Genomic DNA, 24,395 nt, shown 5'->3' on the forward strand with positions numbered 1-24,395 from the left:
ATCACCGCGACCGCCCCGGCATCCTCGGCGATCCGCGCCTGCTCCGGAGTGACCACATCCATGATCACCCCACCCTTGAGCATCTCGGCCATACCGCGCTTCACGCGCGCCGTCCCCTGCTGCGGGCCGGTGTTCTCGGAGTGAGCCTGCTCGGGCGACACGGCAATACCTCTCTGGGGGGAGAACCAATTGTTGTCAATGGTACGGCAGCACGAGGCGGCGGCTACGCCACGCTCCGGCGGACGGTCGCGGGAATCGGCTCCGGATCGGCGATGTCGAAGTACCGCGGCAGCGGCGCCGTCCCCGCCAGTCGCAGCCAGGCGACCAGCCGCCGCGAACGCAGGTCGAGCGTGTCGCGGACGGCGTCGTTATACACCCGGCGGGCCACGATGACCAGTTGCTCGGCGTCGGCGAGCTCCCGTCCCAGGGCCTCGGCCACCGCGCTGCGATCAATCTCGCTCAGCGCTCTGGTCAGGGTGTTCTCCGCGGACTCGCGGTCGCTCACGGCACCGCCGCGCGCCTCGGCCACCGCGCTGCGCAGCGCCGTCGCGTCCCGCCCGACGGCGGGCAGCGCAGCGGCGATCTCAGCGGCCACCCTCGACCTGCGGTCCAGCGCCGCCTGCAAGCCGACGCGTGCGGCATCGGTCCGGATGTGGAGCCGATCCAGTCGCCGAGCCCGGCTGACGCTGAGCAGGCTCACCCACATCACGACGAGTGCCACCGCGATCAGCGCGAGCCACGGAAGGAGCATCACGACACCCCCTCACTCACCGTCACGAGTTGCCGCGGGTCGGCCGCCATCGCCGCCCGGTAGACCCGCAGCACGGCCTCGGCGACGACGGGCCAGTCGTACTCGGCCGCACGGTGCCTGCCGGCCGCTGTCAGCTCCGCACGGCGAGACGGGTCGTCGAGCAAGGCCGCCAGCGCAGCGGTGAACCCCCGCACGTCTCCGGGCGGGACGAGCACCCCGGCGAGCGTCCCGGCCCCGGCGCCCTCGGACCGCCCGAGCACCCGGCGGAACGCATCCAGGTCGCTGGCCAGCACCGGCGCCCCGGCGGCCATCGCCTCGGTGAGGACCATACCGAAGCTCTCCCCGCCCAGGTTGGGTGCGCAGTAGACGCTCATCGAGCGCAGCGCCGCGGCTTTGGTGGCCTCGTCGACAGCACCGAGAACGTCGATCCGGCCGGCCAGTTCGGGACCCGCCTGCCGGCGCAACGCGTCGGCATCACCCCGGCCGACGACGAGCAACCGCAGCCCCGCGCGTTGTGCCACGAGCGGCCGCAGCGCGTCGAGCAGCACGGGCATCCCCTTGCGTGGCTCATCGAAACGGCCCAGGAAACCGACGGTGTCCCCGTCCGCTCGCGGGTAGCCGGGCAGCAGCGGACCGTGCGCGAGCCGCCGCACATCGACCCCGTTGGGGATCTCGACGGCGTCCCCGCCGAGATGTTCGACCTGCACCCGGCGGGCCAGCGGCGACACCGCGATCCGCGCGGTCACCTTCTCCATCAACGGGCGCAGCACCCCACCGAAGGCAAGGAGCGCGCGGGACCGCTCCGTCGACGTGTGGAACGTGGCGACGATCGGCCCCTCGGCAGCCAGCAACGCCAGTACCGAGATCGAGAACGTGGTGGGTTCGTGCAGGTGGAGAACGTCGAAGGTGTGCTCGGCGAGCCAGCGTCGGACCCGCGCATAGGCCACCGGCCCGAACCGGACCCTGGCCACCGATCCGTTGTAGGGCACGCCGAGCGACCGTCCGGCCGGGGTGACGAAGGCGGGCAGGTCCCGGTCCTCCTCGGCCGGAGCGAGCACCTCCACCACGTGCCCACGGGCCTGCAGCGTGCGCGCCAGGTCGACCACGTGCCGCTGCACACCGCCCGCGACATCGAGCGAGTACGGACACACGATGCCGATCCGCAGCGGAGTCATGAGACCACCGATACCCGATCGGCGGTGAACACGGGCTGGAGCATGTGCCAGTCGGCCGGGGCCCGGGTGATCAGGCCGGTGAAGGCGTCGGCGATCGCCTGGGTGGCCTTGTCGACGGTGGCGCGGTCGGGCACCGTGATCGGCTCCCCGAGGGGAAGCGCCCACCCGTCCGGGGTGAACTGCGGGAAGGCCGGCAGCAGGAGGGCGCCGGTCAGTGCCGCGAGCCGCGCCGGGCCGCGAGGGAAGCTGGCCGATTCGCCGAAGAACGACACCGTCGCACCGAAGCCGCTCAGGTCGCGGTCGGCGACCAGGCAGACGGCCCCGCCCGCGCTGAGCCGCTTCATCAGGGTCCGGTAGGTGGCGGCGCCGTCCTCGGCGACGACGACCTCGAAGCCCAGCGACTCCCGGTAGTCGACGAAGCGGCGGTAGAGCTGCTGCGGCCGCAGCCGCTCGACCACGGTGGTGAAGACCGGTTCACGGCCCCGGAGCCGCAGCGACTCGAGGAACCAGACGCCCGCCATGTCCCAGTTTCCGCTGTGCGGCAGCGCGAACACCACCCCGCGGCCCGCGTCGAGGGCCTCCCACGCGGGTTCCATGCCGGTGACCAGAGGATCCATTCGGCGGTGGATCTCCGTGGGGTCCAACGAGGGGAGTCGGAACACCTCGCACCAGTAGCGCGCATAGCTGCGCAGGCCCGCGCGCACGAGATCGTCCAGCTCGTGCGCCGTGGCGTCCGGGACGACCCGAGCCAGGTTGGCCCGCAGCTGCCGGACCCCGCGCCCGCCACGGCGGGTGGTGATGTCGGCGCCGACCCGGAACGCACCGGAGGCGATCCGCGGTGGCATCGCCCGCACGAACCGCCATCCCGCGCCGTAGCCGCGATCCGCGGCCCAGTCGGCGATCCGTCCACCCATCACGACGTCCCCTGCTGGGACTGCGCGCTGCGGTATGCGGCGACCATCCGCTGTCCGACCGTCCACAGCGACGCCGCCGCGAGCACCCCCAGCGCCACGGCCAGCGCGTAGGGCACCCCCACACCCTGCAGGAACGTCCCGAGCAGGGCGACGATCAGCCGTTCGGCCCGTTCGACCAGCCCCCCGTCGGCGCGCAGCCCCGCGGCCTCCGCACGCGCCTTGATGTAGGAGATGATCTGGCCGGTCACCAGGCAGATCAGCGCCGCGGCGCCGGCCAGCCGCTGCTCGCCCGCCCCGAGGCACCACCACACCAGGCCCGCGAACAAGGCGCCGTCGGCGATGCGGTCACAGGCGGAGTCGAGGACCCCACCGAACGCCGTGCACCGGCCGCGGGCGCGTGCCATCGCGCCGTCGACGAGGTCGAACAGGACGAACGCGGTGATCACCCACGCTCCGGCGACGAGTTCGCCACGGGGCAGGAACCACAGCGCCGCCGCCACCGAGCCGACCGTTCCCGCGACCGTCACCGCGTCCGGAGTGATCCCCAGACCGACAAGCCGGCGCCCAATCGGGTCGAGCAGACGATTGATGCGGGCACGAGCGTGGAGATTGAGCATCGACGGGTGCCGACTCCTGCCGGACGGAAGCGAACGGACGGTCAACGGACCAGATCGAGCCTAGTCCTGATCGGCCGGGTGACCGGCCGGGGGCCCGCCGCTGGTTGCCTGCTCCCAGGCGCTGGCAAGCACATCGCGCGTCTCGGAGAGCAGCTGCGGGATGACCTTCGTCTGCCCGACGATGGTGATGAAGTTCGCATCGCCGCCCCACCGGGGCACGACGTGCTGATGCAGATGCTCGGCGAGCGACCCGCCCGCCGCCGCGCCCAGGTTGAGACCCACGTTGAAGGCGTGCGGCGCCTCCACCCGCTTGATCGCCTGCACCGCCTTCTGGGTGAACCCCATCAGTTCGGCAGCCTCCCGCTCGGTCAGCTCCTCCAACTCGGCGACATGCCGGTAGGGCAGCACCATGAGATGCCCGGGGTTGTACGGGTGCAGGTTGAGCAGCGCATACACCGTCTCGCCGCGGGCCACGATGAGGCCCTCCCGGTCGGGCAGGCCGGGGATCCGGCAGAACGGGCAGCCGCCCTCGCCCGCCTCCTTGATGTAGGCCAGTCGGTGCGGAGTCCATAACCGGCGGAAACCGTCCGGCGTCCCGACTCCGTCCTGGGCCACCATCGCCGGCTCGTCCACGATTCGATCCTATGCGGCGCTCATCCGCCGATCGGAAACGCTTCCGCCACCGGCGAGGCGTTCTCGCGTCGATGGATCCACCCGACGATCGCCTCGACGGCCGCATCCACCGCGATCCCGTTGAGCTGGGAGCCGTCCCGGAACCGGAAGCTGACCGCGCCGTTCTCGACGTCGCGAGCGCCGGCCAGCAACAGGAACGGCACCTTCTGCAGGGTGTGGGTACGGATCTTCTTCTGCATCCGGTCGTCCCCGGCGTCGACCTCGACGCGGACCCCGCGGCCGCGCAGTGCCTTCGCGATACCCGACACGTGCTCGACCTGCTCGCCGGTCACCGGGATGGCGACCACCTGGACCGGCGAGAGCCAGGCCGGGAACGCGCCGGCGTAGTGCTCGGTGAGGACGCCGAAGAAGCGTTCGATCGAGCCGAACAGCGCGCGGTGGATCATCACCGGCCGCTGCCGCGTCCCGTCCGCGGCGGTGTACTCCAGGTCGAAGCGGTCCGGCAGCATCAGGTCGACCTGGATGGTCGACATCTGCCACGAACGTCCGATTGCGTCCTTCGTCTGGACGCTGATCTTGGGCGCGTAGAACGCGGCGCCACCCGGGTCGAGCACGAGGTCCAGCCCGCTCGCCTCGGCCGCCGCGCGCAGCTCGTTCGTGGCTCGCTCCCAGCCCTCGTCGCTGCCGATCGACTTCTCCGGGTCGCGCGTGGACAGCTCCAGGTAGAAGTCGTCGAGGCCGTAGTCGCGCAGCAGGTCCAGCACGAACTGCAGCAGCGAGCGGATCTCGTCCTGCATCTGCTCGGGCGTGCAGTAGATGTGCGCATCGTCCTGGGTGAAGCCGCGGGCCCGGGTCAGCCCGTGGACCACTCCGGACTTCTCGTACCGGTATACCGTGCCGAACTCGAACAGCCGCAGCGGCAGCTCCCGGTAGCTGCGTCCGCGCGAGCGGAAGATCAGGTTGTGCATCGGGCAGTTCATCGGCTTCAGGTAGTAGTCCTGGCCGGGCTTGCGCACGCCGCCGTCCGGGTTCAGCTCGGCGTCCAGGTGCATCCCCGGGTACATGCCCTCGGAGTACCAGCCCAGGTGCCCGGACACCTCGAACAGATGTGCCTTGGTGATGTGCGGGGTGTTGACGAACTGATAGCCCGCCTCCTCGTGGCGGCGCCGCGAGTAGTCCTCCAGCTCCTTGCGGATCACCCCGCCCTTCGGGTGGAAGACCGGCAGTCCGGATCCGATCTCGTCGGGGAAGGAGAACAGGTCGAGCTCGGCGCCGAGGCGGCGGTGGTCGCGGCGCTCGGCCTCGGCCAGCCGGTACAGATGCGCGTCGAGGGCCTCCTGGCTCTCCCACGCCGTGCCGTAGATGCGCTGCAATTGCGGGTTGCGCTCGTTGCCCCGCCAGTACGCCGCCGCCGTGCGCATCAGCTTGAACGCCGGGATGAACTTCGTGGTGGGCACGTGCGGACCGCGGCACAGGTCCGACCAGACCGTCTCGCCGGTGTGCGCGTGCACGTTGTCGTAGCTGGTCAGCTCGCCGGAGGCATCGACCTCCATCACCTCGGAGTCCTCCGACACGCCGCCCTTGAGCTCGATCAGCTCGAGCTTGTAGGGCTCGTCGGCGAGCTCCTGGCGGGCCTCGTCGAGAGATCCGAACCGGCGCCGGGAGAAGCGCTGACCCGATTTGATGATCTTGCGCATCGCCGACTCGAGCCGGCCGAGATCATCGGGGGTGAACGGCGCGGGGACGTCGAAGTCGTAGTAGAACCCGTCCGTGATGGGCGGGCCGATGCCGAGCTTCGCCTGCGGGTACAGCTGCTGCACGGCCTGGGCGAGCACGTGGGCGGCCGAATGGCGGATGACGCTGCGGCCGTCCTCGGTGTCGGCGCCGACGGGCTCGACATCGGCGTCGCGGTCCGGGGTCCACGCCAGGTCCTTGAGCGCGCCCTCGGCGTCGCGGACCACGACGATCGCCTCCGGCCCGCTGGTCGGGCACCCCGCCGCGCGGACGGCCGCACCTGCGGTAGTCCCGGCCGGCACCCGGACACGGGCGGACGCGGACTGGGCGGGCGGTGCGGACACGAGGGGCCTCCGATGAGCGTACGACTGTGTGCCGTCGAGGCTAGCGGTCGGCACAAAGCCGGTTACCGGCGTCCCGGGCCCCGGCGATCCGGAAGATCCACCGCGCTCCCGGTGTTGGACGCGAGGTGGTGACCTACTCCGTTCTCGACCTCGTTCCCGTCGGTTCCGGCTCGACGGCCACCGACGCGCTGGCGACCAGCACGCGGCTGGTGCGGCGCGCCGAGGAGCTCGGCTACCGCCGCTACTGGGTCGCCGAGCACCACGGGATGCCCGGCATCGCGAGCTCCGCTCCCGCCGTCCTGATCGCCCACCTCGCCGCCGTCTCGGAGTCGATCCGGGTGGGGTCCGGCGGCGTGATGCTTCCCAACCACCAGCCGCTCGTCATCGCCGAACAGTTCGGCACCCTCGAGGCGCTGCATCCGGGCCGCATCGACCTGGGCATCGGCCGGGCCCCGGGCACCGACCAGCGCACGGCCCGGGCGCTGCGCCGCGGCGCCGGCGGGCACAACGCCGACGACTTCCCCGAGCAGCTGACCGAGCTCGCCGCCTACTTCCGCGGCGAGGCACCGGTGACCGCCGTGCCCGCCGCGGGCAATGCGCCCGCGATCTGGCTGCTGGGTTCGAGCGGCTACAGCGCGCAGGCGGCCGCGCTGCTCGGTCTGCCCTTCGCCTTCGCCCATCACTTCAGCGCCGAGAACACGCTGCCGGCGCTGGCGTACTACCGCGAGCGGTTCCGGCCCTCGCCGGTCCTCGAGGCACCGCAGGCGCTGATCGCCGCGAACGTGCTGTGCGCCGAGACCGACGCCGAGGCACAGCGCCTCGCCCTGCCGGGGGCGCTGGCGTTCCTGCAGCTGCGCCTCGGCCGTCCGGGGCCCGTGCCGAGCCCCGAGGAAGCCGCGGCCTACCCCTACACCGACGAGGAGTGGCGGTTCATCCACACGCGGCAGGCCGACCAGATCATCGGTTCCCCGCAGACCGTGCGCGAGAAGGTCGACGAGCTGGTCCGGCGCACCGGCGTCGACGAGCTGATGATCACCACCCAGACCCACGACGGGGCCGACCGGATCCGCTCCTACGAACTCGTCGCCGAGGCCCTGGATCTCGCCCCGGCCGTTGCCTCGGGTCTGATGCACCCATGACCTCGCAGACACCGACCTCCCCGGCAGTCCCACCCGCGGCCGCGTTCCGGCAGGCCATCGAGCGCGGCGACGTCGACGCGGCCGTCGCCCTGTTCCGCGCGGACGCGGTGTTCCACTCCCCCGTCGTGTACGCGCCCTACGAGGGGCGTGCGGCGCTGCGGACGATCCTGCGCGCCGTCGGGCACGTCTTCGAGGACTTCCGCTACGTCGGGGAGTACGCGGGAGCCGACGGCCCGGACGGTGGTCATGTGCTGCGCTTCCGGGCGCGGGTCGGCGACCGGGAGTTGGAGGGCATCGACATCCTGCACACCGAGGGCGGTGAACTCACCGAGCTGACCGTGATGGTGCGTCCGTACTCCGCGGCTACCGCGCTTCGCGAGCGCATGGCCGCGCTGCTGCGCGGCTAGCGCCTGTTCACGAAGTCGATCATCGGCTGGTGCGGTTGGGCGCGTCGGTGCGCGGAGACGGACGAGGTCACCGAACTCGCGGGGGTCCGCGATGACCTCACCGATGCGCAGTGGCAGCTGCTCGAACCGCTCCTGCCGGCGGTGCGTGGGCGGAACGGCCCCGACAGGGACCGAGCGACAGCTGATCGACGGGATCCGGTGGCGGACCGGTGCCGGTACCCCGTGGCGGGACGTCCCCGGTCCGGGCAGTCGGGCTACGGGCTGTTCCGGGGCTGGCAGCGGGACGGCACCTGGGCGCCCTCAGGCGGACTCGCGCATCACGCGTCGAGCGATCTGCTCGACCTGCTCGACGGTCAGGATCGGCTGCTGCCCGCCCTGCAGGGCCTGCCGCAGGAGGCGGCGCACCAGCGCCGACGGCGAGATCTGCTCGGCGGCCGCCTGGCGTGTGAGCGCGCTGTCGAGCTCGCGAGTGATCCGCAACGACAGCGGCACCTCCAGCGCGGCGGCGTTCTGTGCCGCCTCCGCGGCCTCGGCCTCCTCGGCGTACTCCTCACGCACGGCGCGCACCTCGGCGGCGACGGCCGCGTCGTCCGCGCGCCCAGTGGGCCGGCCGATTTCACTCCAGTCAGTCATCGTGGGTCCTGCCCTTCGTAGTCCCGCAGGTCAGCCCCGCTGCTCTTCCATGCGGTGACGCCGGCATGCGCAGCGCCGGTCGCGATGATCGTGGCCACGAAGCCCGCGCTCGGCGAATAGCCGATGACCCGCACCGCTCCCGTGCGGCTCTTCGGATCGGGATCGTGGACGATCCGCCGCGGATCCGCCGCGGTCCACGCGGGTTCGATGTTCGTCGCGCCGGGATAGCGGCGACTGCGATGGCGGATGTACTCGGCATCCTCCTCCCGCCACCACAGATCATCAACCACGTCAGGCCGTGTCCCACAACATCACACATCGCCCCGCACCTCATCGCCGATCGAGTGCCAGATCCGACTGCTGGACCGAGAACACAAGCAGGCACGGGCTTCGCTTCGCTGTGAGAGCGACACGGGAACTGCGACGCCGGCCGGCTACCGTCGGTGGCCGAGCAGGATGGCTACCCGCACCTCCTCGCGGAAGTGCTCGTCGGTGTGCACCTCGCCCAGCGCGTCGCGAAGATCCTGCTCAAAACCGGGGCGATCGGCCAGGGCCGGAAGCCACGCGATGGGCATCGCGGAGTAGAGGTTGCCGACAAGCTGCTCGAAGCTCATCAAGTCGGTGTAATCGACGCGATGCTCGGAGGTCTGGTAGCCGGCGGCCTGCAACGCCGCGCGGCACCGGCTGCGGGCGGGCTCGTCGGTGCCGCATGACGAGCGCACCGCGGTGGCGAATACGGCTTCGAGATGCCAGCGTAGCCGGCGGGACCAGGCGGTGTTCTGCAGCCAGAGCGGGACGCCGTTGGCGATCACCGCGACGGCACCCTCGGGGACGAGGACCTCGTGCAGGGCGGCGAATACCGCGGCCGGGTTCATCAGGTGAATGGCGTTGCTGATCGTGGTGGCAGCAACCGTGTGCTGGCCGAGCAGCGCAGGCAGCCGGTGGAGGTCGCTGTCCGCGGCGAGGAGCCAGCTCACCGTATCGACCCCGGCGGCGTCGGCCGCGGATCGGCCCAGACGCAGCATGTCGGGCTCGGGGTCGACGCCCAGCACGTGGCGCACGCGCAGGGCCATCGGGATCGCCAACTGCCCGGTTCCACAGCCCAGATCGATCACCAGGTCCTCGGGACCGACCTCGAGCACCTCGATGAGGCGATCGAGCACCGGCGGGGGGAAGCCCCGGCGGTAGCGGGCGTAGTACTCCGCGATCTCCCCGGCGAAAGCCATGGCCTCAGCCTGCCCGCCCTGCCGCATCCGCGGGTTCGTTTCGCCTGCGGCGAACGTTCCGCCGCAGGCGAAACCGCCATCGTGCGGGGCGCCCGGCGTCCGACACTGCTCCCGTACTCGACCGGCCCAGCCGGTCGGCACCAGAAGGAGGAGTGGTCGATGTCGTCGCACGCCCAGCCCGCACGGCCCGGACAACCCCCCACCGTGATCCCGCCGGTGATGCGCAACGGTTCGGCGCCGATGTCGTGGAACGACTCGGTGTACGAACGGCTGCTCAACCAGCGGATCATCGTCCTCGGTCAACAGATCGACGACGACATCGCCAACCGGATCTGCGCGCAGATGCTGCTGCTGGCCGCCGAGGACCCGGCCAGCGACATCGCGCTCTACATCAACTCACCTGGCGGATCGGTCTTCGCCGGCATGGCCATCTACGACACCATGGAGTTCATCGACTGCGACGTGGCCACCTACGCGATCGGGATGGTCGCGTCGATGGGACAGTTCCTGCTCTCTGCCGGTGCCCGCGGCAAGCGCTACGCGCTGCCGCACGCCGACATCCTGATGCACCAACCCTCCGCCGGGGTCGGCGGCAGCGAGTCCGACATCGTGATCCAGGCCGAGCAGTTCCGCCGACTCAAACAGCAGATGGCCCAGCTGGCCGCCGAACACACGGGACAAAGCGTGGAGCGGATCGTCGCCGACGCCGACCGCGACCGATGGTTCAGCGCCCAGCAAGCCGTGGACTACGGCTTCATCGACCGCATCATCAGCAGCGCCAACCAGGTCGCCCGCAGCGATCCCATGCGTCTCGGATAATCGGATAAAGAGAACGGCCGCCCAGGAGCAGCCCCGGCCCGATCCGCGCTCCGCGCGGTCCGGGCGGACGAGGCTACGTTCGGGCCTCATGGACGCGATCGAGGAGGTGCTGTGGCGCGGCCTTTCCGGTTCGGGGTGAACCCGACCGCGGTCAGCGGCCGGCCCAGGTGGGCGGACACGTGTCGCCGCGCCGAGCAGCTGGGCTACGACGTCATCCTGGTGAACGCAGCCAACAAGCGCAGCCGCACCGCGTACGACCACTGACCTTCAAGGAATCGATCATCGCGGGCCACGAACTCGGCCCCGGAGATCCGCGGCGGCTCCTCAAAGGCACGGACCGAGATGGCGCCGGACCTCAGCACACCCGTTCTGATCGTGCTTGCGGCCGCGCCGCATCGTCGCCGCGCCGGTACCGGTCGTGCACGGCGGACAGGAACCGGTGCACGGCCCGAACGGTGTGGGCCGTACGCGCGGTGGGCACCGCATCGAACGCGTGCTGGGCGCGAGGCAACTCGGCGTAGCAGACCGCCGAGCGGCTGACCTCGCGCAGCCGCTGCACCAGCCGGCGCGACTGTCCCACCGAAGCGATCGTGTCGGTGCTGCCGTGGATCACGAAGAACGGCGGCGCGTCCGGGCCGGCGCGGTGCACCGGCGAGGCCCGGCGCCAGCCGCGGTCGTCGTCGGCGAGCGTGGTGCTGAAGACCTTGCCTTCCAGCAGTGCGAACAGGCCGTGCTCGTCGAGGGTGAAGTCGTACACCCCGTACAGCGGCACGGCCGCGGCGAGGGAGGTGTCGGCGTCGGCGAACCCGGGCTGGAAGTCGGGATCGCCCGGGGTCAGTGCGGCGAGCGCGGCCAGGTGTCCGCCCGCGGAGCCGCCGGTGATCGCGAGGAAGCCCGGGTCGCCGCCGTACCCGGCGATATGGGTGCGGACCCAGGCGATCGCCCGCTTCACGTCGATGATCATTGACGGCCATCGCTGGGCCGGGCCCAGCCGGTAGTTGATGGTCACGCACACCCAGCCCTGCTCGGCCAGGTGAGCCATCAGCGGTTCGGCCTCGTACCGCTTGTCTCCGCTGCTCCATGCACCCCCGTGGACCTGCAGCAGGACCGGTGCGCCCGCGGTCACGTCCGGCCGGGCCCAGATGTCGAGGCGGTGGGCCGGATCGGTGCCGTAGGCGACGTCAACCGCGCGTCGGTAGCGGGCCCGCGCCCGGCGCCGGCCCGGGAACCGCTGCGCGGCCGCCACCGGCGCGTCGGGCCCGAGCGGGGCGAGGGCGGCGGCGAGGACCTCGGCGGAGCGGTCGGCGTCGCGGCGCAGGTCGGCCAGCGCGACGACGGCAGCCGCGTTCGCGAACGCAGCGGCGATGCCGGTGGGACGCCGCCAGCCACCCCGGACCAGCGCGGCCAGCCCCGCGGCGACGTGCACCAGGCTCTGCGCACCCGGCGCTTCGGAGGCGATCAGGCAGGGCGCGGCCTGCACGATCGAGGCCGGCCAGCGCCGGATCACCGGGCTGCGGGCCCCGGCGGCGGTCAGGGCACCGGCCAGGCCCAGGGCGATGGCGGCTCGACGGCTCACGGACGCTCCTCTCGCTCTTCCACCCCCACACGGTATGGCGCCCCGACGCGATCCCGGCGCATCCTCCGCCCGCGTCGGGGGGCCGGGCCGTGCCGGGCGCGTTGCCCAGGGTTCGTTCCTGCGCCGGGCGGGCGCCCCGGGCCGCGGAGCCGGCGCCAGCCCGCCCCAACCACCCGCGACCACGCGATGTACGTCCGATCGGCGGGTACCGACTACGTACGGTGGCACAACCGCGTGCCGACAGCGGAACCATGCCCCCTTCGGCGCGGACATTCGGGTGATGAACCAGGGCGGAGCGCACCGTGTGCGCGAAAACGATCGTTGACCCTGCGACGGGCCGCACCGGGAGGAGGGCGACGCGAGTGTCCGGAGCGCACACGCCACCGCCCGCCCGAGTCACCCGTTCCGCCGGACCGCATGCTCCGCGCCCCGTCTCACGCCGCGGCACCCGGCGGCGCGCCGGCGTGGGCTGGTGGCAGCCGCCGGCGCCCAGCCGGCGCCGCTTCGACGAGACGCCCCGGATGCGAGTGTCCGTTCCCGACCAGCGCGACCGCACCGAGCCCGGCTCCCGCAGACGGCGCGGCCGCCGTCCGGTCGGCCCGCTCGACCTGCTCCGTGGGTGGCTCGACCAGGGACCCCGACAACAGGGACCCCGACAACAGGGCCCTCGGCAACGCCGCCCGGGCAGCGCCGGGCAGCGCGGCGGCCGGCGCCGGCGCTGGCTGCTCCGGGGGATCCTCGCCGGCCTCGCCACCATCGTGGTGGCTCCGCTGCTGCTGTTCGCGATCGGCTACGCACTCTTCTCCGTGCCCAGCCCCGACGAGGCGGTGAACAACCAGGTTGCGCTCGTCTCCTACGCCGACGGCAGCGAGCTGGCGCGGCTGGTCCCCGAGCAGGGCAACCGGATCAAGGTCCCGCTGGAGGCGATCCCGGTGCCGGTGCGCCACGCCGTGCTCGCCGCGGAGGACCGCAGCTTCTACTCCAATCCCGGCTTCGACCTGACCGGCATCCTGCGCGCGGCGTGGAACCAACTGCGCGGCGGGGTCGGCGGGGGTTCGACGATCACCCAACAGTACGTGAAGAAAACCCTGGTCGGCGACGAGGCGACGCTCTGGCGCAAGTACAAGGAGGTGATCGTCGCGGTCAAGCTCAACCGGGAGAGGACCAAGGACGACATCCTCAACGACTATCTCAACGCGATCTACTTCGGCCGCGGGGCGTACGGCGTGCAGTCGGCCAGCCAGGCCTACTTCGGCACGACCGTCGATCGGCTCACCGTCAGCGAGGGTGCGCTGCTCGCCGCGATGATCCAGTCGCCATCGCGCTGGGATCCGGCGATCAACCCGGACAAGGCCCTGGCGCGCTGGGAGTTCGTGATGGACGGCATGGTGTCGCAGGGCTGGCTGTCCCCGGCCGAACGCGCGGCCGCGCGGTTCCCGTCGACCGAGCCGCGCACGACCTCCTCCCGCGGCACCCCGGCCGACAGCCGGGGGCACATCGTGACCGCGGCGCGTGAGGAGCTCGAGGAGCTGGGCATCTCGGACCAGGAGTTCAGCCAGGAGGGGCTCCGGATCACCACCACCATCGATCCCGAGCGCCAGCGCGAGGCGGTCGACGCGGCGCACCGGACCCTGGCCGGCCAGCCACCGAACCTGCGCAGCGCCGTTGTCGCGATCGACCCGAAGACCGGCGGTGTCAGCGCCTACTACGGGGGCGACAACGGCGTCGGACTCGACTACGCGACGGTGCGCAAACAGGCCGGATCGACGTTCAAACCGTTCGTGGTGCTCGCCGGACTGCAGCAGAACCCGCCGATCGGGCTCGGTACGACATTCGACGGCACGGCGCTGCCGGGGCTGCGCAACGCCGAGGGCGCCGAATGCGCGCGCTGCGACCTCAAACACGCCATGACGATCTCCAACAACGTCGTGTTCACCACACTGGCGAAGCAGGTCGGCCCACAGGCGATCGCGGCCGCCGCCCGCAACGCGGGCATCACCTCGCCACTGAACGATCCCGACGAGCGGATCGCCCTGGGTAACAAGGAGGTCACCCCGCTGGAACTGGCCTCGGCCTACGCGACGATCGCGGCGGGCGGGGTGTGGCACCGGCCGCATCTGATCTCCGAGGTCGTCACCGCCGACGGCCGGGTGCTCTACACCGCGCCGGATTCCGGTGAGCGCCGGTTCTCCGAGCGGGTGGCCCGCAACGTCATCGAGGCCATGCTCGACGTCGCCGAGCACGACGACCTCGCCCCGCCGGGGGTGCGCCAGGTCGCGGCGAAGACCGGCACCGTGCAGTCCCGGTTCGAGGGGCAGAACAACGACGCGTGGATGAGCGGGTTCACCACGAACCTGGTGGCCACGGTCTGGATCGGCACGGACATGAACTCGCCGATCCGCACCGCCGACGGTGAGCCGATCTCCGGATCCACCCTGCCCGGCAAGGTGTGGCAGCGGTTCATGGCCGACGCCGCGCGCGGGCGGCCACCGGCGGCGTTCATCCCCTACCGTCCGATCGGGACGCCGCCGTCGCCGGACCGGGAGCCGGCAGCGGGTCAGTCGGCGCTTCCCACGCTGACGCCGAGCCCGGCCGCGACCTCGGAGCCGCCGCGGCCCGACGGTGGTGGCCCGCCCGGCGCCGACCCAGGCACCGTACCGGCACCGTCCCCGCACCCGAGCCCGTCGAACCCGCCGACCTCCCGGGCCGACCCGCCGACCTCCCGGGCCGACCCGCGGGCCGCCCGGACGGCCCCGTCTCCCACGGCGAGCCCACAACCGGCGCCGGACTGTAGCGTCATCGCCTGCGGCTGATCCACCTCAGGCGGTGTGCGCGAGCGGCCGTGCCCGCTACCGTAGGTCGATGACCAGGTCGGACACACCACATGAGGAGCGGACCTTCGATGTGGTGGCGTGGATGTCCGAGCGCCGGATGGTGCTCTACGTTCCCGCCATCGAGGCAACGACCAGCGTACGTGAGATCAGTGACGCCGATGAGGCGGTTCGGGAACTGATCGCGGTGCTCACCGGTCTCGACGCGGCGGCGATCAGTTGCGATATCCGGCTGGGTCGACCCGGCGGTGGGCCCGCGGGGTCCGCGGTGCTGTGATCCCCTCACTCGACGATCCCCTCACTCGACGAGCGCGACGGCGCGGGTCGGTCCGCCGTGCGCGCTGCGCAGCTTGAGCGGGAAACCGATGAAGGTGAACCGGGTGTTCACCACCCGGTCGAGATTGGCCAGGTTCTCGTAGTGGGTGATGTGCTCGCGACGACACATCATGTGGCAGGGATAGCTGACGCTCGCGGGGTTGTCCGGGGTCGGGCTGTCGACGCCGAACGTCTTCACCCGTCGGCGCACGATCCACTCGCTCGCCGACTCCCCCAGGCCGGGGAAGTCGGTGAGGTAGCGCTTGTCCCCGGCGTAGCGGTTCCAGGTCGCGGTGTGGAACAGCACGATGTCGCCGGGCCGCACCTCCACCGGCGAGGCGGACTCGACCCGGTCGAGATCCTCGGCGCTGATGTCGGTCCGCGGCTCGAACTCGGTGACGTCGAGACAGACCGCGGTGCCGTAGAACAGCTCCAGCGACATCTGCTCGATGGTCTCGGCCGCCGGGTCCGGGTCGAGATGGGAGAACGAGTCGACGTGGGTGGGCCCGTTGTCGTTGAGCATGAACCCGGTGGTCTGGAACGAGAAGCCGCCCTCGAAACGGGGTGCGGTCTCCTCGTGCGAGACGTGCTCGAACTGCACGGTCTTGAGGTGGCCGGGATAGACCTTCATCCCCTCGTAGATGTCCTGCGACAGGTCGATCAGCTGCATCGGGAGGTTCCCTTCAGTACATGACGACACCGGCGCTGACATTGAGGTCCTCGCCGGTGATCGCCGCGGCGGCGTCGGAGGCGAGGAAGGCGCAGGCCCGCCCCACCTCGTCGGCCTCGACCAGCCGGCCGAGCGGCGAGGAGCCGGTGAAGGCGGCCAGCGCCTCCTGCTCACTGATCCCCCGGGTGCCGGCCTGCCTGCGGATCACCTCGTCGATCCGCGGCCCGGCGACCGCGCCGGGACAGACCGCGTTCACCCGGATCCGGTGCGGGCCGAGCTCCGCGGCGAGCGTCCGGACCAGCCCGATCACGCCCAGCTTCGCCGCGGCATAGGGCGTGCGCCCGTGCAGTGGACGTTTGCCGGTCATCGACGCGATCGCGATCAGGCTCCCGGCACCGCGCTCGATCAGTCCGGGGACGAACGCGCGGAAGGTGAGGAACACCCCGTCCAGGTCGGTGGCGAGGGTCGCCTGCCAGTCGGCGAGGGAGATCTCGTGCAGCGGCGCGGTCGGCCCGGCGATCCCGGCGTTGGCGACGACGGTGTGCACCGGGCCGAGCGACTCGCAGCGCCCCGCCATCTCGGCGACCGAGGCCTCGTCGCGGACGTCGCACGCCAGGGGCACCGCGGTACCGCCCACCGAGGAGATCTCGGCCACGGTCTCGCCGAGTGTCGCGGGATCCCGTGCGGTGACGGCCACGGTGAACTCCTCCGAGGCGAGCGCGACCGCGATCGCCCGCCCGATGCCCCGGTTCGCGCCGGTGACGACGGCGATCCGTGGGGTCATTGCCGACCCGCTCGCGGAGTTCGCGCGACTCGCTCACGGACATGCCGCGACTCGCGGGTCATTCGGTGGCCCGGAGGGCGGCCCGGATGCGCTCGGGGGTCATCGGCAGCTCGGTCAGCCGAACTCCGAGCGGGGCGAGCGCGTCGTTGACCGCCGCGTTGACCGCGGCGGGCGCCATCATCCGGCCGCCCTCTCCGCCGCCCTTGATCCCGTGCGGGGTGTACGGCGAGGGCGTCTCGACGTGCCCGATGGTCAGCTCCGGCACCTCCATCGCCGAGGGGATGAGGTAGTCCAGGAAGCTGGACGAGAGCAGCTGCCCGTCGTCGTCGTAGACGTACTCCTCGTACAGGGCGGTCCCGATACCCTGTGCGACGCCGCCGAGGACGTGGCCGGCGAGCGAGCGCGGGTTGACCAAGGTCCCGCAGTCGTGCACGGCCGCGTAGGCGAGGAACCGGACCGCACCGGTCTCGATGTCCACCTCGACGACCGGGACGTGACAGGCGTGCCCGACGAACGGGTAGAAGACGCCGAGGTCCTTCCGGTCGGCCGAGGGCATCGTCGTGTACGGGTGGTCGAAGACCTTCGACTCCTCCAGCCCGCTCTCGATGTCCTCGGGGAAACCGTGCTTGAACAGGTGCAGGGCGATCGCGATGTCACCCAGCGACTTGCGCCGGTCCGGCACGCCCCGCACCTGGTACCCGCCGTCGGCCCACTCCAGGTCGTCCGGGTCGACCTCCAGCAGGTGTGCCGCGGCCCGGCGCGCCTTGGCCTTGATCTTCGCGGTGGCGCCCTCGACGGCACCGGCCAGCATCACCGTGGTCCGCGAGCCCCCCGGGCCGGTGGCCGGCAGACCGTTACGGCTGCCCTGGTAGACGATCGCGACGTCGTGCGGCTCGCAGTCGAACTCCTCGGCGACGAGCTGGGCCACCATCGTCTCCGGGCTGTTGCCCCAGAACGCACAGGAGTACAGGGTCGCGGTGATCCCGCCGGTGGCGTCCACGGTGAGCGTGACGCTCTCCGGCATGCTCGTGACCGGTGCCCCCGGTTCGTCGAACCAGAACCAGAACTCGGTCGCGGAGAAGACGCTGCGCTCCGCACAGGTGATCAGGCCGACCCCGATGTAGCGACCCTCCTGTTCGCGCAACCGCTGCTGCTCGGCGCGCCAGTGGTCGTACCGGCCGAGCCGCAACGCCTGGTCGAGCACGGTGTCGTAGTCGCCGGAGTCGTAGACGTTGCCGGTGGGGATGAAATGCGGGAAGTCCCGGATGAAGTTCCGGCGCCGGATCTCGACCGGGTCGATGCCCAGTTCCCGGCCGGCCTTGTCGACCATCTGCTCGAGCATCCAGTTGTTGACCTCCGAGCCGAACCCCCGGTAGGCGCCCTGCTGGTTCTTGTTCGTCAGCGCCGCCCGTACCCGGTAGCGCACGCTGCCGATCGTGTACGGGCCGACGACCTGGGCCAGCGCGTTGCCGTGGTGGCCGACCCCGAACTGGATGTAGGCACCGTAGTCGTCGATCACGTCGATCTTGATGCTGCGCAGCGTGCCGTCGCGCATCACGGCGAGCTCGACGTCGTAGACCCGGTCGGAGCCGTGATGGTCGCAGTTGGAGATGTTGTCGACGCGGTCCTCGAGCAGGACGACCGGACGACCCACTGCGCGCGCACACATCCCCGCGATGACCAGCGGCTTGGTGACGAACAGCTTGGACCCGAAGCTGCCGCCCGCGGGCACCGGCCGGACGTCGAGCCGGTTCACCGGGATCCGCAACGAGGCCGCCGCCATGAACAGGTAGCTGGTGAACGACAGTGAGTTGGTGTGCACGGTGAGCTGGCCGGTGCCGTGGTCGTAGTCGGCGATCGCCCCGACGGTCTCCAGCGGCTGCGCACCCGAACGGTGCCAGCGCAGCCGGTCCCGGACCACGAGGTCGGCCTCGGCGAAGTCGCGCTCGACATCGCCGAAGTCGAACGCGCGCTCGTAGGCCAGGTTCGACCCCAGCGGTTCGTGGACCAGCGATGCGCCCGGTTCCAGCGCCGCCTCGGGATCGACGACCGGCGGCAGTGGCTCGTAGTCCACCTCGATCAGCTCCAGCGCGTCCTCGGCCAGATACCGGTCGTCGGCGACGACGACGGCGACCCCCTCGCCGACGTAGCGCACCGTGTCCACGGCCAGGCAGCGCCAGACGTGGTTGGCCGGGTCCGGGCCGAAGTCGGGCAGCGGATCGGTGAGCTCGGCCGCCTGCGCCCCGGTGATCACGGCGTGCACCCCGTCGAGTGCGGCCGCCGCCGCGATGTCGATCGAGACGATGCGCGCATGCGGATGCGGGCTGCGCAGCACGGCGGCGTGCAGCATCCCCGGGGTGACGAGGTCGGCGAGATAGCCGCCACGGCCGCGCAGGAACTTCGGATCCTCGACGCGGCGGATGGACCGGCCGACCCAGGTCCGATCGCGCTTGTGCGTGCGTGCGGGGGGCGGCGGGGGGCGATCGATCGTGGTCACTGGTTCACCTCGGCATCCGGCGTGACGTCCTGGCCCGCGCGCACGCGCGCCGCGGCGGCCAGCACCGCCTCGACGATGTACTGGTATCCCGTGCAGCGGCACAGGTTGCTGGCGATACCCTCGCGGACCTGCGTGGGCGTCGGTTCCGGGTTGTGCTCCAGCAGCTCGCAGGCCCGCATGAGCATCCCCGGTGTGCAGTAGCCGCACTGCAGGCCTTGCTTGGCCCAGAACTCGTCCTGCAGCGGGTGCAGCGCCGCGCCGTCGGCGAGGCTTTCGACGGTCCTGATCTCGGTGCCGTCCGCCTGCACCGCGAAGGTGATGCAGGAGCGGATGCTCGCGCCGTCGCGCAGCACCGTGCAGGTGCCGCAGACCCCGTGCTCGCAACCGATGTGGACCCCTGTGAGGCCCAGCTCGTCGCGCAGGACATCGACGAGCAGCCGCCGCGGCTCCACCTCGATGGTGTGCCTGCGGCCGTTCACGGTCAGGTGGATCGTGCAGCGCTGGGTCACGGGGCTCACCTCTGGTCCTGGGCGCGGTGCAGGGCAAGGGCCACGGCCCGCCGCACCTGGCTGCGGGCCAGCTCGATCCGGGTCTGCGCGCTCGCATGCAGGTCGCCGGCGGGCCGGGCACCGGCGACCGCGGCGTCGGCTGCCGCGGCGATGAGCGCGTCGTCCGGGACGGCGCCGGTGAGGACGTCCTCGGCGGCGGTGGCGCGGATCGCGGTCGGGGCGATGCCGGTGACCGCGAGCGCCACGCGCGCGATCCGGTCGCCGTCGACCTCGACGAGCGCGGCGACCGCGACGACGGCGAAGGTGCCGTGGGTGCGGGTGAACTCGACGAACGCATGCCCGCCCGCACGCCGCGGCAGCCGGATCTCGGTGAGGATCTCGTCGGTGGCCAACGCCGTGCTGAACGGTCCCCGCAGGAAATCCGCCGCCGCGATCGTGCGGGTCCCACCCGGTCCGGCGGCGACGAGCTCGGCGTCGAGAGCGAGCGCGACGGCGGGTAGTTCGGCGGCCGGATCGGCGTGGGCCAGACTGCCGCCGATGGTGCCGCTGTTGCGGATCGGGGTGTGCCCGACGAACCCGATCGCCTCGGCCAGCAGCGGCGCGCCGATCGCCACCTCCGGGGCATGCTCGACGTGGGACTGCCGGGTCATCGCCCCGATCACCAGGCCGTCACCGTCGAGCCGGATCCCGGTGAGCCCCGCAACGTTGCGCAGGTCAACGAGGTGGCTCGGTTCGGCGAGCCGGAAGTTCATCAGCGGGATCAGGCTCTGCCCACCGGCGAGCACCCGGGGCTCGGCGTCGGCCTGCTCGGCGAGCAGCCCGACGGCCTCGGTCACCGTGCTCGGCGCGGCGTAGCGGAAGGGTGGCGGTTTCACAGCGGCCTCCACGATGAGGTGTGCCGGGTGGCGCACGCCGGGTTCGAGCCTGCGGCGCGCGCCCTCGCCGATCCTGCTGCGTCCGCACCGGACCGGACCATGTCTGCCCACCCAGGAAAGCCGCCCGCACGCTGGGACCTGGCACAAACCGCGGTGGGCGCGGCCGGCTCAGCGACCGGTCCGCGCCCCCGGTCCGGTGTCCGACCGGACGATGTCGCGGATCGTCAGCGCGAGCTGCAGCTCCAGGCGCACCCCGATGTCCCGCAGGCTCCGCCCGATGAGCTGCTCGATGCGGCCGAGCCGGTAGCTGACGGTGTTGGGGTGCACGACCAGCGCCGCCGCGGTCGCTGCCGTCGAGCAGCCGGTGGAAAGCCAGGTACGCAGGGTGGCGAGCAGGTCACCGCCGCGCTGCGCCTCGTATGCCGCGACCGGCCGCAACCGGCCGCGGGCGAACCGGCGCAGGGCCTCCGGGGTTCCGGTCTCCAGCAGCAGCGCGGACAACCCCAGCTCGCGCACGTCCACCACGCCGCCGGCCCGGCTCGCCCGGCGCAGCGCCAGTGCACCCCGCGCCACCCGGAACGCGGTGGCGTAGTCGGGTACGGCTCGAGCGACCGGGCCGGCGACCAGCGTCGGGGTGGCGGCCGCGCCGATCGCGTGTTCGACCTGGGTGAGGATGCGGCGCAACGCGCCGCCCGGATCGGGCTCGACGGGTAACAGCACCACCTGGAGCCCGTCGTACGGTCCGGCCAGCGGCCGGGGACCCGGTTCAGCCGCGGCCCTGACCAGCTCCGGCAGCCGCACCGACGGCGGGACCGGGCCGTCCAGCGCCAGCACCGCGACGAGATGCGGGCGGCTCAGGTCCTGCCCGAGCGCCGCGGCCCGGTCGAGGAGCACCTGCGGGTGGGTCGGCCCACCGGGGCGCAGCAGATCCGCCAGCAGATCACCGGACAGCCGCCCGTGCACGTCCACCAGATGCCGCTGCTGCAGCAGCTCCAGCGCGACGACCAGCGCGAACCGCTCCACGACCCGCAGCTGGACCGGTTCCGGCGCCGCCGGTGGCGCCGTGACCCACAGCCGCGCCACCAGCTCCCCGCCCAGCACCACCGGCGCCGCCCACGCGACCTGCGCCGCGGCGACGCCCGGCGCTCCGGGCAGCACCGGTCCCCCGGCCGGCACGACGGGAACGGTGGCGACCTCGTAGCGGCGGTCCGTGGCGGACTCCTGGGCCGCGAGTGCCGCGCGGGCCGGGCCGCGCCGTCGGGCCGCGGCGTCCGGCGGTGGCCGGTAGCCCTGCTCCGGAGCGCTGGCCAGCACCCGGCCGTCGGCGTCCTCGACGGTGACCGACGCGCCCAGGGTCTCGGCGAGCGCCGTGACCAGGCCGGCGAGCCCGACCTCGTCGAGCACCAGCTGCATCAGCCGGTGGTGCTGCTGCTCGGCCCACTCCAGGACGGCCCGCCCGCGACGAAGCGCCGTGTTGGCCCGGGACAGCTCCCCGATCACCTCCTGCTGGGCGGTCCGCAGCCGCGCCGTCTCCAGCGCGAGCGCCGCCTGCCCGGCGAGCAGCTCGGCCAGCTCCAGCTCAGGGCCGGCGAACTGGCGGGCCGCCACCGAATAGGCCACGATCACCCCGGCGAGGTCGTCCGGTGCGCGCAGCGGCACCGCCAGCAGCGCGCGGTAGCCCTGCGCGGGAGCCAGCTGCCGCAGCAGGCCGTAGCGCCGGGCGGAGCGCACGTCGGCGACGGCGATGGTGCGGCCCTCGCGGAACGCCCGGGCGGCGGGGGTGTCCAGTTGCGGACCCGGCGGGTCGATGAGCAGGGCGTCGCCGTCGGTGACCAGCGCGACGTAGTCGGGACTGAGCCCGCACCATCCGGCCGGCCGCAGATGCGTGCGCTGGGCGTCGGCGAGCATCACCGTACAGAACTCGAAACCGATCAGCCGGCACGCGTGCCGCGCGACCCGGGTGAGGACCGCCTCCAGCGGTTCGGCGGCGTTGACGGCGCGGGCGATCTCGCTGACCGCGGACATCCATGACCGCAGCGAGGCCGGAACCTCCGACACGCTCACCCCATGACCCTCGCTGCCGCAACCTCCCGCTGGCAAGGGCGCTCGCCGCCCGGCTCAGTCCACGGCACAGCGGCGCGAGACCGACGCCCGCCCATCGGCCCGGGTGCCCGGGCGCAGCAGGGCGCGCACCAGATGCCCGAGCATGATCAGAAACGTGGCCGTCCAGGCGGCGAGGGCCACCCACGTCTCGTGCTGCCCGATCGCCGCCACGATCGGGAGCCGAGCGGCCTGGCCCAGGTCGTACCCGGCGACGCCGTACATGCCGAGCGGGAACACGATGCTCCACAGCGCCGAGTCGTAGCGCAGCGGGACGCGGTGCGTGACGTGGCGCCACCAGCCGGCCGCGACCAGCGGCGGGATCAACCAGGTACCGACCGCCCAGAACACCACCGACATCCCGGTGACCAGGCCGCGGGTCACGGCGAGGGCCGGGGTGGTGAGCATCTGCACGATCTGGGACCCGGCCAGCACGGTGATCGCGGTCGCCCCCATGGCCACCCAGTAGGGCGGAGTGAGGTCGCCGGGACTCACCGGGTAGAGCATCAGGCGCGCGGCGACGAGGACGCCCGCGGCGCCGTACAGGAACACCCCGACCGACCAGCACCCGATGGCCAGCAGCGCGAACTCCCGCGTCCAGGGGCCGACGACCGGCTGCAGCGCCGCGGCCAGCACCGCGACGGACTGGCTGGCCACCACCCAGACGAACCAGGTGCCGTTGGCCCCGGCCACCACCGGTCGGTTCGTGCCCGAGAGCGCGGCCGTCCACGGCACCACATACCCGAGCACCAGCCACGCCGACGCGCCGCAGGCCAGCAGCACCAGCGCGGTCCCGTGGTGGCCGTCGGTCAGCAGCCGGGCCCCCAGGACGTTGGTGCCCGCCACGAAGGTGAACGCGCCGAACCCGCGGCCGGGGTCGCGCAGATCGGCCGCCACCGTGCTCCGGTGTGCCGCACACCGCCAGCAGTTCAGCACGACCAGGACCACATAGCAGGCCACGGCCAACCACAGCAGGAGCGCCGACAACGACCCGAGACCGAGGTTGCCGACCCCCACCGACACGATCCCGGTGGCCATGACCAGGGCGAAGTAGGCGGGATCCAGAGTTGCCACGGCGTGGCGTACCACCGCCCATCGGGCACGGCGATACTCAGCGCTCACCGCGGCACCCTACGCCGATCGGCCGATCGGCCCCCTCCGGTACCGCGCCCTCCAGTACCGCGCCGGGCACCACGAGGTCGGCGCGGTGCACGGTGGGTGCGACGAGCTGCGCGTTGGGACCGTCGACGTCGCGCACCCAGCGCCGGGCGGCGCCGGGGTCCTTGCCGAACCTCACGTGCCGGGCGACGAGGCGGTCCAGCCGGACGTCCTCGCGCAGGGTGCAGAACCACACCTCGTCGAGCATCGCCGCCACCGCGAGCCACTCGACGTCGTCGACGAGCAGGTAGTTGCCCTCGGTGAGGACCAGCCGGGCCGCCCGCGGCACCGCGATCGCGCCGGCCAGCGGCTGTTCCAGGTTTCGCTCGAACGCGGGCGCGTAGACCACCGGCTCGTCGTCGGATCGCAACCGGCGCAGCAGCGCGAGGTATCCGCCCGCGTCGAAGGTCTCCTGCGCGCCCTTGCGGGCGCGCAGGCCGAGCCGCTCCAGGGTGGCGTCGGCGAGATGGAACCCGTCCATCGGCACGTGAGCGACCCACTCCTGCGCCGCGAGCCCGGCGGGCGGAGCCGGAGCCAGGGTCGCGCGCATCCGTTCGACCAGCGTGGACTTGCCCGCACCCGGGCAGCCGGTGACGCCGAGCAGCACCCGGCGGCGGCCATCGGCGACCAGGGCACGGGCGCGCTCGATCAGGTCGGCGAACGTCGGTGCGGAGGCGCTCACCGTCGG

24 protein-coding genes and 1 pseudogene are annotated in these 24,395 nt (G+C 72.2%); 6 read left to right on the top strand and 19 right to left on the bottom strand.

The window, feature by feature from the left end; all coding sequences use genetic code 11:
- The 7 genes and pseudogenes from ACFQE5_RS07420 to thrS all read right to left on the bottom strand — a co-directional run.
- A pseudogene (locus ACFQE5_RS07420) lies at positions 1-161 on the bottom strand (pyridoxal 5'-phosphate synthase lyase subunit PdxS); the annotation flags it as partial.
- Positions 162-223: 62 nt separating this feature from the next.
- Positions 224-751 (bottom strand): NUDIX hydrolase, encoded by a 528-nt coding sequence (locus ACFQE5_RS07425; protein WP_379584081.1) that lies wholly within the window; start codon positions 749-751, stop codon positions 224-226.
- Positions 751-1,917 carry a glycosyltransferase family 4 protein gene (locus ACFQE5_RS07430; protein WP_379584178.1) on the bottom strand — a complete coding sequence of 389 codons (1,167 nt, stop codon included), beginning with the start codon at positions 1,915-1,917 and terminating at the stop codon, positions 751-753. The genes ACFQE5_RS07425 and ACFQE5_RS07430 overlap by 1 nt, the downstream gene beginning before the upstream one ends.
- A 5-nt stretch (positions 1,918-1,922) precedes the next feature.
- Positions 1,923-2,840: a phosphatidylinositol mannoside acyltransferase gene (locus ACFQE5_RS07435; RefSeq protein ID WP_379584082.1), complete on the bottom strand. Its 918-nt coding sequence runs from the start codon at positions 2,838-2,840 to the stop codon at positions 1,923-1,925.
- The gene (gene pgsA, locus ACFQE5_RS07440; RefSeq protein WP_379584083.1) at positions 2,840-3,457 is read right to left on the bottom strand and encodes a phosphatidylinositol phosphate synthase; all 618 of its coding nucleotides are present in this window, start codon (positions 3,455-3,457) and stop codon (positions 2,840-2,842) included. Before pgsA ends, ACFQE5_RS07435 begins: the two co-directional genes overlap by 1 nt.
- Before the next feature lie 60 nt (positions 3,458-3,517).
- Positions 3,518-4,075, bottom strand: coding sequence for an HIT family protein (locus ACFQE5_RS07445; protein ID WP_379584179.1), 558 nt, complete (start codon positions 4,073-4,075; stop codon positions 3,518-3,520).
- 35 nt (positions 4,076-4,110) lie between these two features.
- On the bottom strand, positions 4,111-6,168 hold the full coding sequence (thrS, locus tag ACFQE5_RS07450; RefSeq protein WP_379584084.1) for a threonine--tRNA ligase: 2,058 nt from the start codon (positions 6,166-6,168) through the stop codon (positions 4,111-4,113).
- 128 nt (positions 6,169-6,296) lie between these two features.
- Between thrS and ACFQE5_RS07455 the strand changes: the two genes are divergently transcribed.
- Positions 6,297-7,307 carry an LLM class flavin-dependent oxidoreductase gene (locus tag ACFQE5_RS07455; protein ID WP_379584085.1) on the top strand — a complete coding sequence of 337 codons (1,011 nt, stop codon included), beginning with the start codon at positions 6,297-6,299 and terminating at the stop codon, positions 7,305-7,307.
- Entirely contained in the window at positions 7,304-7,714 is a 411-nt protein-coding gene (locus tag ACFQE5_RS07460; protein ID WP_379584086.1) for a nuclear transport factor 2 family protein, read from the top strand. The genes ACFQE5_RS07455 and ACFQE5_RS07460 overlap by 4 nt, the downstream gene beginning before the upstream one ends.
- Before the next feature lie 300 nt (positions 7,715-8,014).
- On the opposite strand, the gene ACFQE5_RS07465 is transcribed toward ACFQE5_RS07460, so the two are convergent.
- The 3 genes from ACFQE5_RS07465 to ACFQE5_RS07475 form a co-directional block, all read right to left on the bottom strand.
- Complete coding sequence (locus tag ACFQE5_RS07465; RefSeq protein ID WP_379584087.1) at positions 8,015-8,347, bottom strand: ribbon-helix-helix protein, CopG family; 333 nt, start codon at positions 8,345-8,347, stop codon at positions 8,015-8,017.
- Positions 8,344-8,637: a hypothetical protein gene (locus ACFQE5_RS07470; protein WP_379584088.1), complete on the bottom strand. Its 294-nt coding sequence runs from the start codon at positions 8,635-8,637 to the stop codon at positions 8,344-8,346. Before ACFQE5_RS07470 ends, ACFQE5_RS07465 begins: the two co-directional genes overlap by 4 nt.
- A gap of 144 nt (positions 8,638-8,781) precedes the next feature.
- A complete protein-coding gene (locus ACFQE5_RS07475) occupies positions 8,782-9,573 on the bottom strand; it encodes a class I SAM-dependent methyltransferase (protein WP_379584089.1) in 792 nt (263 codons plus the stop codon).
- A 159-nt stretch (positions 9,574-9,732) separates the two neighbouring features.
- Here ACFQE5_RS07475 and ACFQE5_RS07480 point away from each other — a divergent pair, with 159 nt between their 5' ends.
- Positions 9,733-10,392: an ATP-dependent Clp protease proteolytic subunit gene (locus ACFQE5_RS07480; protein ID WP_379584090.1), complete on the top strand. Its 660-nt coding sequence runs from the start codon at positions 9,733-9,735 to the stop codon at positions 10,390-10,392.
- A gap of 111 nt (positions 10,393-10,503) precedes the next feature.
- Positions 10,504-10,656, top strand: coding sequence for a hypothetical protein (locus ACFQE5_RS07485; protein ID WP_379584091.1), 153 nt, complete (start codon positions 10,504-10,506; stop codon positions 10,654-10,656).
- Positions 10,657-10,747: 91 nt separating this feature from the next.
- Here the strand turns inward: ACFQE5_RS07485 and ACFQE5_RS07490 are convergent, their stop codons facing one another.
- The gene (locus tag ACFQE5_RS07490) at positions 10,748-11,968 is read right to left on the bottom strand and encodes an alpha/beta hydrolase fold domain-containing protein (protein ID WP_379584092.1); all 1,221 of its coding nucleotides are present in this window, start codon (positions 11,966-11,968) and stop codon (positions 10,748-10,750) included.
- A gap of 761 nt (positions 11,969-12,729) precedes the next feature.
- Between ACFQE5_RS07490 and ACFQE5_RS07495 the strand changes: the two genes are divergently transcribed.
- Together ACFQE5_RS07495 and ACFQE5_RS07500 are read left to right on the top strand one after the other, a co-directional pair.
- Positions 12,730-14,781 carry a transglycosylase domain-containing protein gene (locus tag ACFQE5_RS07495; RefSeq protein ID WP_379584093.1) on the top strand — a complete coding sequence of 684 codons (2,052 nt, stop codon included), beginning with the start codon at positions 12,730-12,732 and terminating at the stop codon, positions 14,779-14,781.
- A 49-nt stretch (positions 14,782-14,830) separates the two neighbouring features.
- Positions 14,831-15,076 carry a hypothetical protein gene (locus tag ACFQE5_RS07500; protein WP_379584094.1) on the top strand — a complete coding sequence of 82 codons (246 nt, stop codon included), beginning with the start codon at positions 14,831-14,833 and terminating at the stop codon, positions 15,074-15,076.
- Positions 15,077-15,097: 21 nt separating this feature from the next.
- On the opposite strand, the gene ACFQE5_RS07505 is transcribed toward ACFQE5_RS07500, so the two are convergent.
- The 8 genes from ACFQE5_RS07505 to ACFQE5_RS07540 form a co-directional block, all read right to left on the bottom strand.
- Positions 15,098-15,784 (bottom strand): cyclase family protein, encoded by a 687-nt coding sequence (locus tag ACFQE5_RS07505; protein ID WP_379584095.1) that lies wholly within the window; start codon positions 15,782-15,784, stop codon positions 15,098-15,100.
- 13 nt (positions 15,785-15,797) lie between these two features.
- Positions 15,798-16,568, bottom strand: a complete 771-nt coding sequence (locus tag ACFQE5_RS07510; RefSeq protein WP_379584096.1) for an SDR family NAD(P)-dependent oxidoreductase — start codon at positions 16,566-16,568, stop codon at positions 15,798-15,800.
- Between the two features lie 58 nt (positions 16,569-16,626).
- Entirely contained in the window at positions 16,627-19,065 is a 2,439-nt protein-coding gene (locus ACFQE5_RS07515; protein WP_379584097.1) for a xanthine dehydrogenase family protein molybdopterin-binding subunit, read from the bottom strand.
- Positions 19,062-19,574, bottom strand: a complete 513-nt coding sequence (locus tag ACFQE5_RS07520; protein WP_379584180.1) for a (2Fe-2S)-binding protein — start codon at positions 19,572-19,574, stop codon at positions 19,062-19,064. The genes ACFQE5_RS07515 and ACFQE5_RS07520 overlap by 4 nt, the downstream gene beginning before the upstream one ends.
- 5 nt (positions 19,575-19,579) lie before the next feature.
- Positions 19,580-20,449: an FAD binding domain-containing protein gene (locus tag ACFQE5_RS07525; protein WP_379584098.1), complete on the bottom strand. Its 870-nt coding sequence runs from the start codon at positions 20,447-20,449 to the stop codon at positions 19,580-19,582.
- 168 nt (positions 20,450-20,617) lie between these two features.
- Positions 20,618-22,513, bottom strand: coding sequence for a helix-turn-helix domain-containing protein (locus tag ACFQE5_RS07530; RefSeq protein ID WP_379584099.1), 1,896 nt, complete (start codon positions 22,511-22,513; stop codon positions 20,618-20,620).
- A 54-nt stretch (positions 22,514-22,567) separates the two neighbouring features.
- The gene (locus ACFQE5_RS07535; RefSeq protein WP_379584100.1) at positions 22,568-23,671 is read right to left on the bottom strand and encodes a tellurite resistance/C4-dicarboxylate transporter family protein; all 1,104 of its coding nucleotides are present in this window, start codon (positions 23,669-23,671) and stop codon (positions 22,568-22,570) included.
- Positions 23,661-24,389 carry a nucleoside/nucleotide kinase family protein gene (locus ACFQE5_RS07540; protein ID WP_379584101.1) on the bottom strand — a complete coding sequence of 243 codons (729 nt, stop codon included), beginning with the start codon at positions 24,387-24,389 and terminating at the stop codon, positions 23,661-23,663. The genes ACFQE5_RS07535 and ACFQE5_RS07540 overlap by 11 nt, the downstream gene beginning before the upstream one ends.
- Positions 24,390-24,395 lie beyond the last annotated feature (6 nt).

Origin of the sequence: Pseudonocardia hispaniensis (genome assembly GCF_042658695.1) — a bacterium.
Lineage (GTDB): Bacteria > Actinomycetota > Actinomycetes > Mycobacteriales > Pseudonocardiaceae > Pseudonocardia > Pseudonocardia hispaniensis.

Bases quoted from the DNA above. Each gene is read 5' to 3' on its own strand.
- ACFQE5_RS07480 (WP_379584090.1), top strand. From the start codon at position 9,733: ATGTCGTCGCACGCCCAGCCCGCACGGCCCGGACAACCCCCCACCGTG.
- pgsA (WP_379584083.1), bottom strand. From the start codon at position 3,457: ATGCTCAATCTCCACGCTCGTGCCCGCATCAATCGTCTGCTCGACCCG.
- ACFQE5_RS07505 (WP_379584095.1), bottom strand. From the start codon at position 15,784: ATGCAGCTGATCGACCTGTCGCAGGACATCTACGAGGGGATGAAGGTC.
- ACFQE5_RS07435 (WP_379584082.1), bottom strand. From the start codon at position 2,840: ATGGGTGGACGGATCGCCGACTGGGCCGCGGATCGCGGCTACGGCGCG.
- ACFQE5_RS07465 (WP_379584087.1), bottom strand. From the start codon at position 8,347: ATGACTGACTGGAGTGAAATCGGCCGGCCCACTGGGCGCGCGGACGAC.
- ACFQE5_RS07425 (WP_379584081.1), bottom strand. From the start codon at position 751: ATGCTCCTTCCGTGGCTCGCGCTGATCGCGGTGGCACTCGTCGTGATG.
- ACFQE5_RS07510 (WP_379584096.1), bottom strand. From the start codon at position 16,568: ATGACCCCACGGATCGCCGTCGTCACCGGCGCGAACCGGGGCATCGGG.
- ACFQE5_RS07460 (WP_379584086.1), top strand. From the start codon at position 7,304: ATGACCTCGCAGACACCGACCTCCCCGGCAGTCCCACCCGCGGCCGCG.
- ACFQE5_RS07445 (WP_379584179.1), bottom strand. From the start codon at position 4,075: ATGGTGGCCCAGGACGGAGTCGGGACGCCGGACGGTTTCCGCCGGTTA.
- ACFQE5_RS07500 (WP_379584094.1), top strand. From the start codon at position 14,831: ATGACCAGGTCGGACACACCACATGAGGAGCGGACCTTCGATGTGGTG.
- ACFQE5_RS07475 (WP_379584089.1), bottom strand. From the start codon at position 9,573: ATGGCTTTCGCCGGGGAGATCGCGGAGTACTACGCCCGCTACCGCCGG.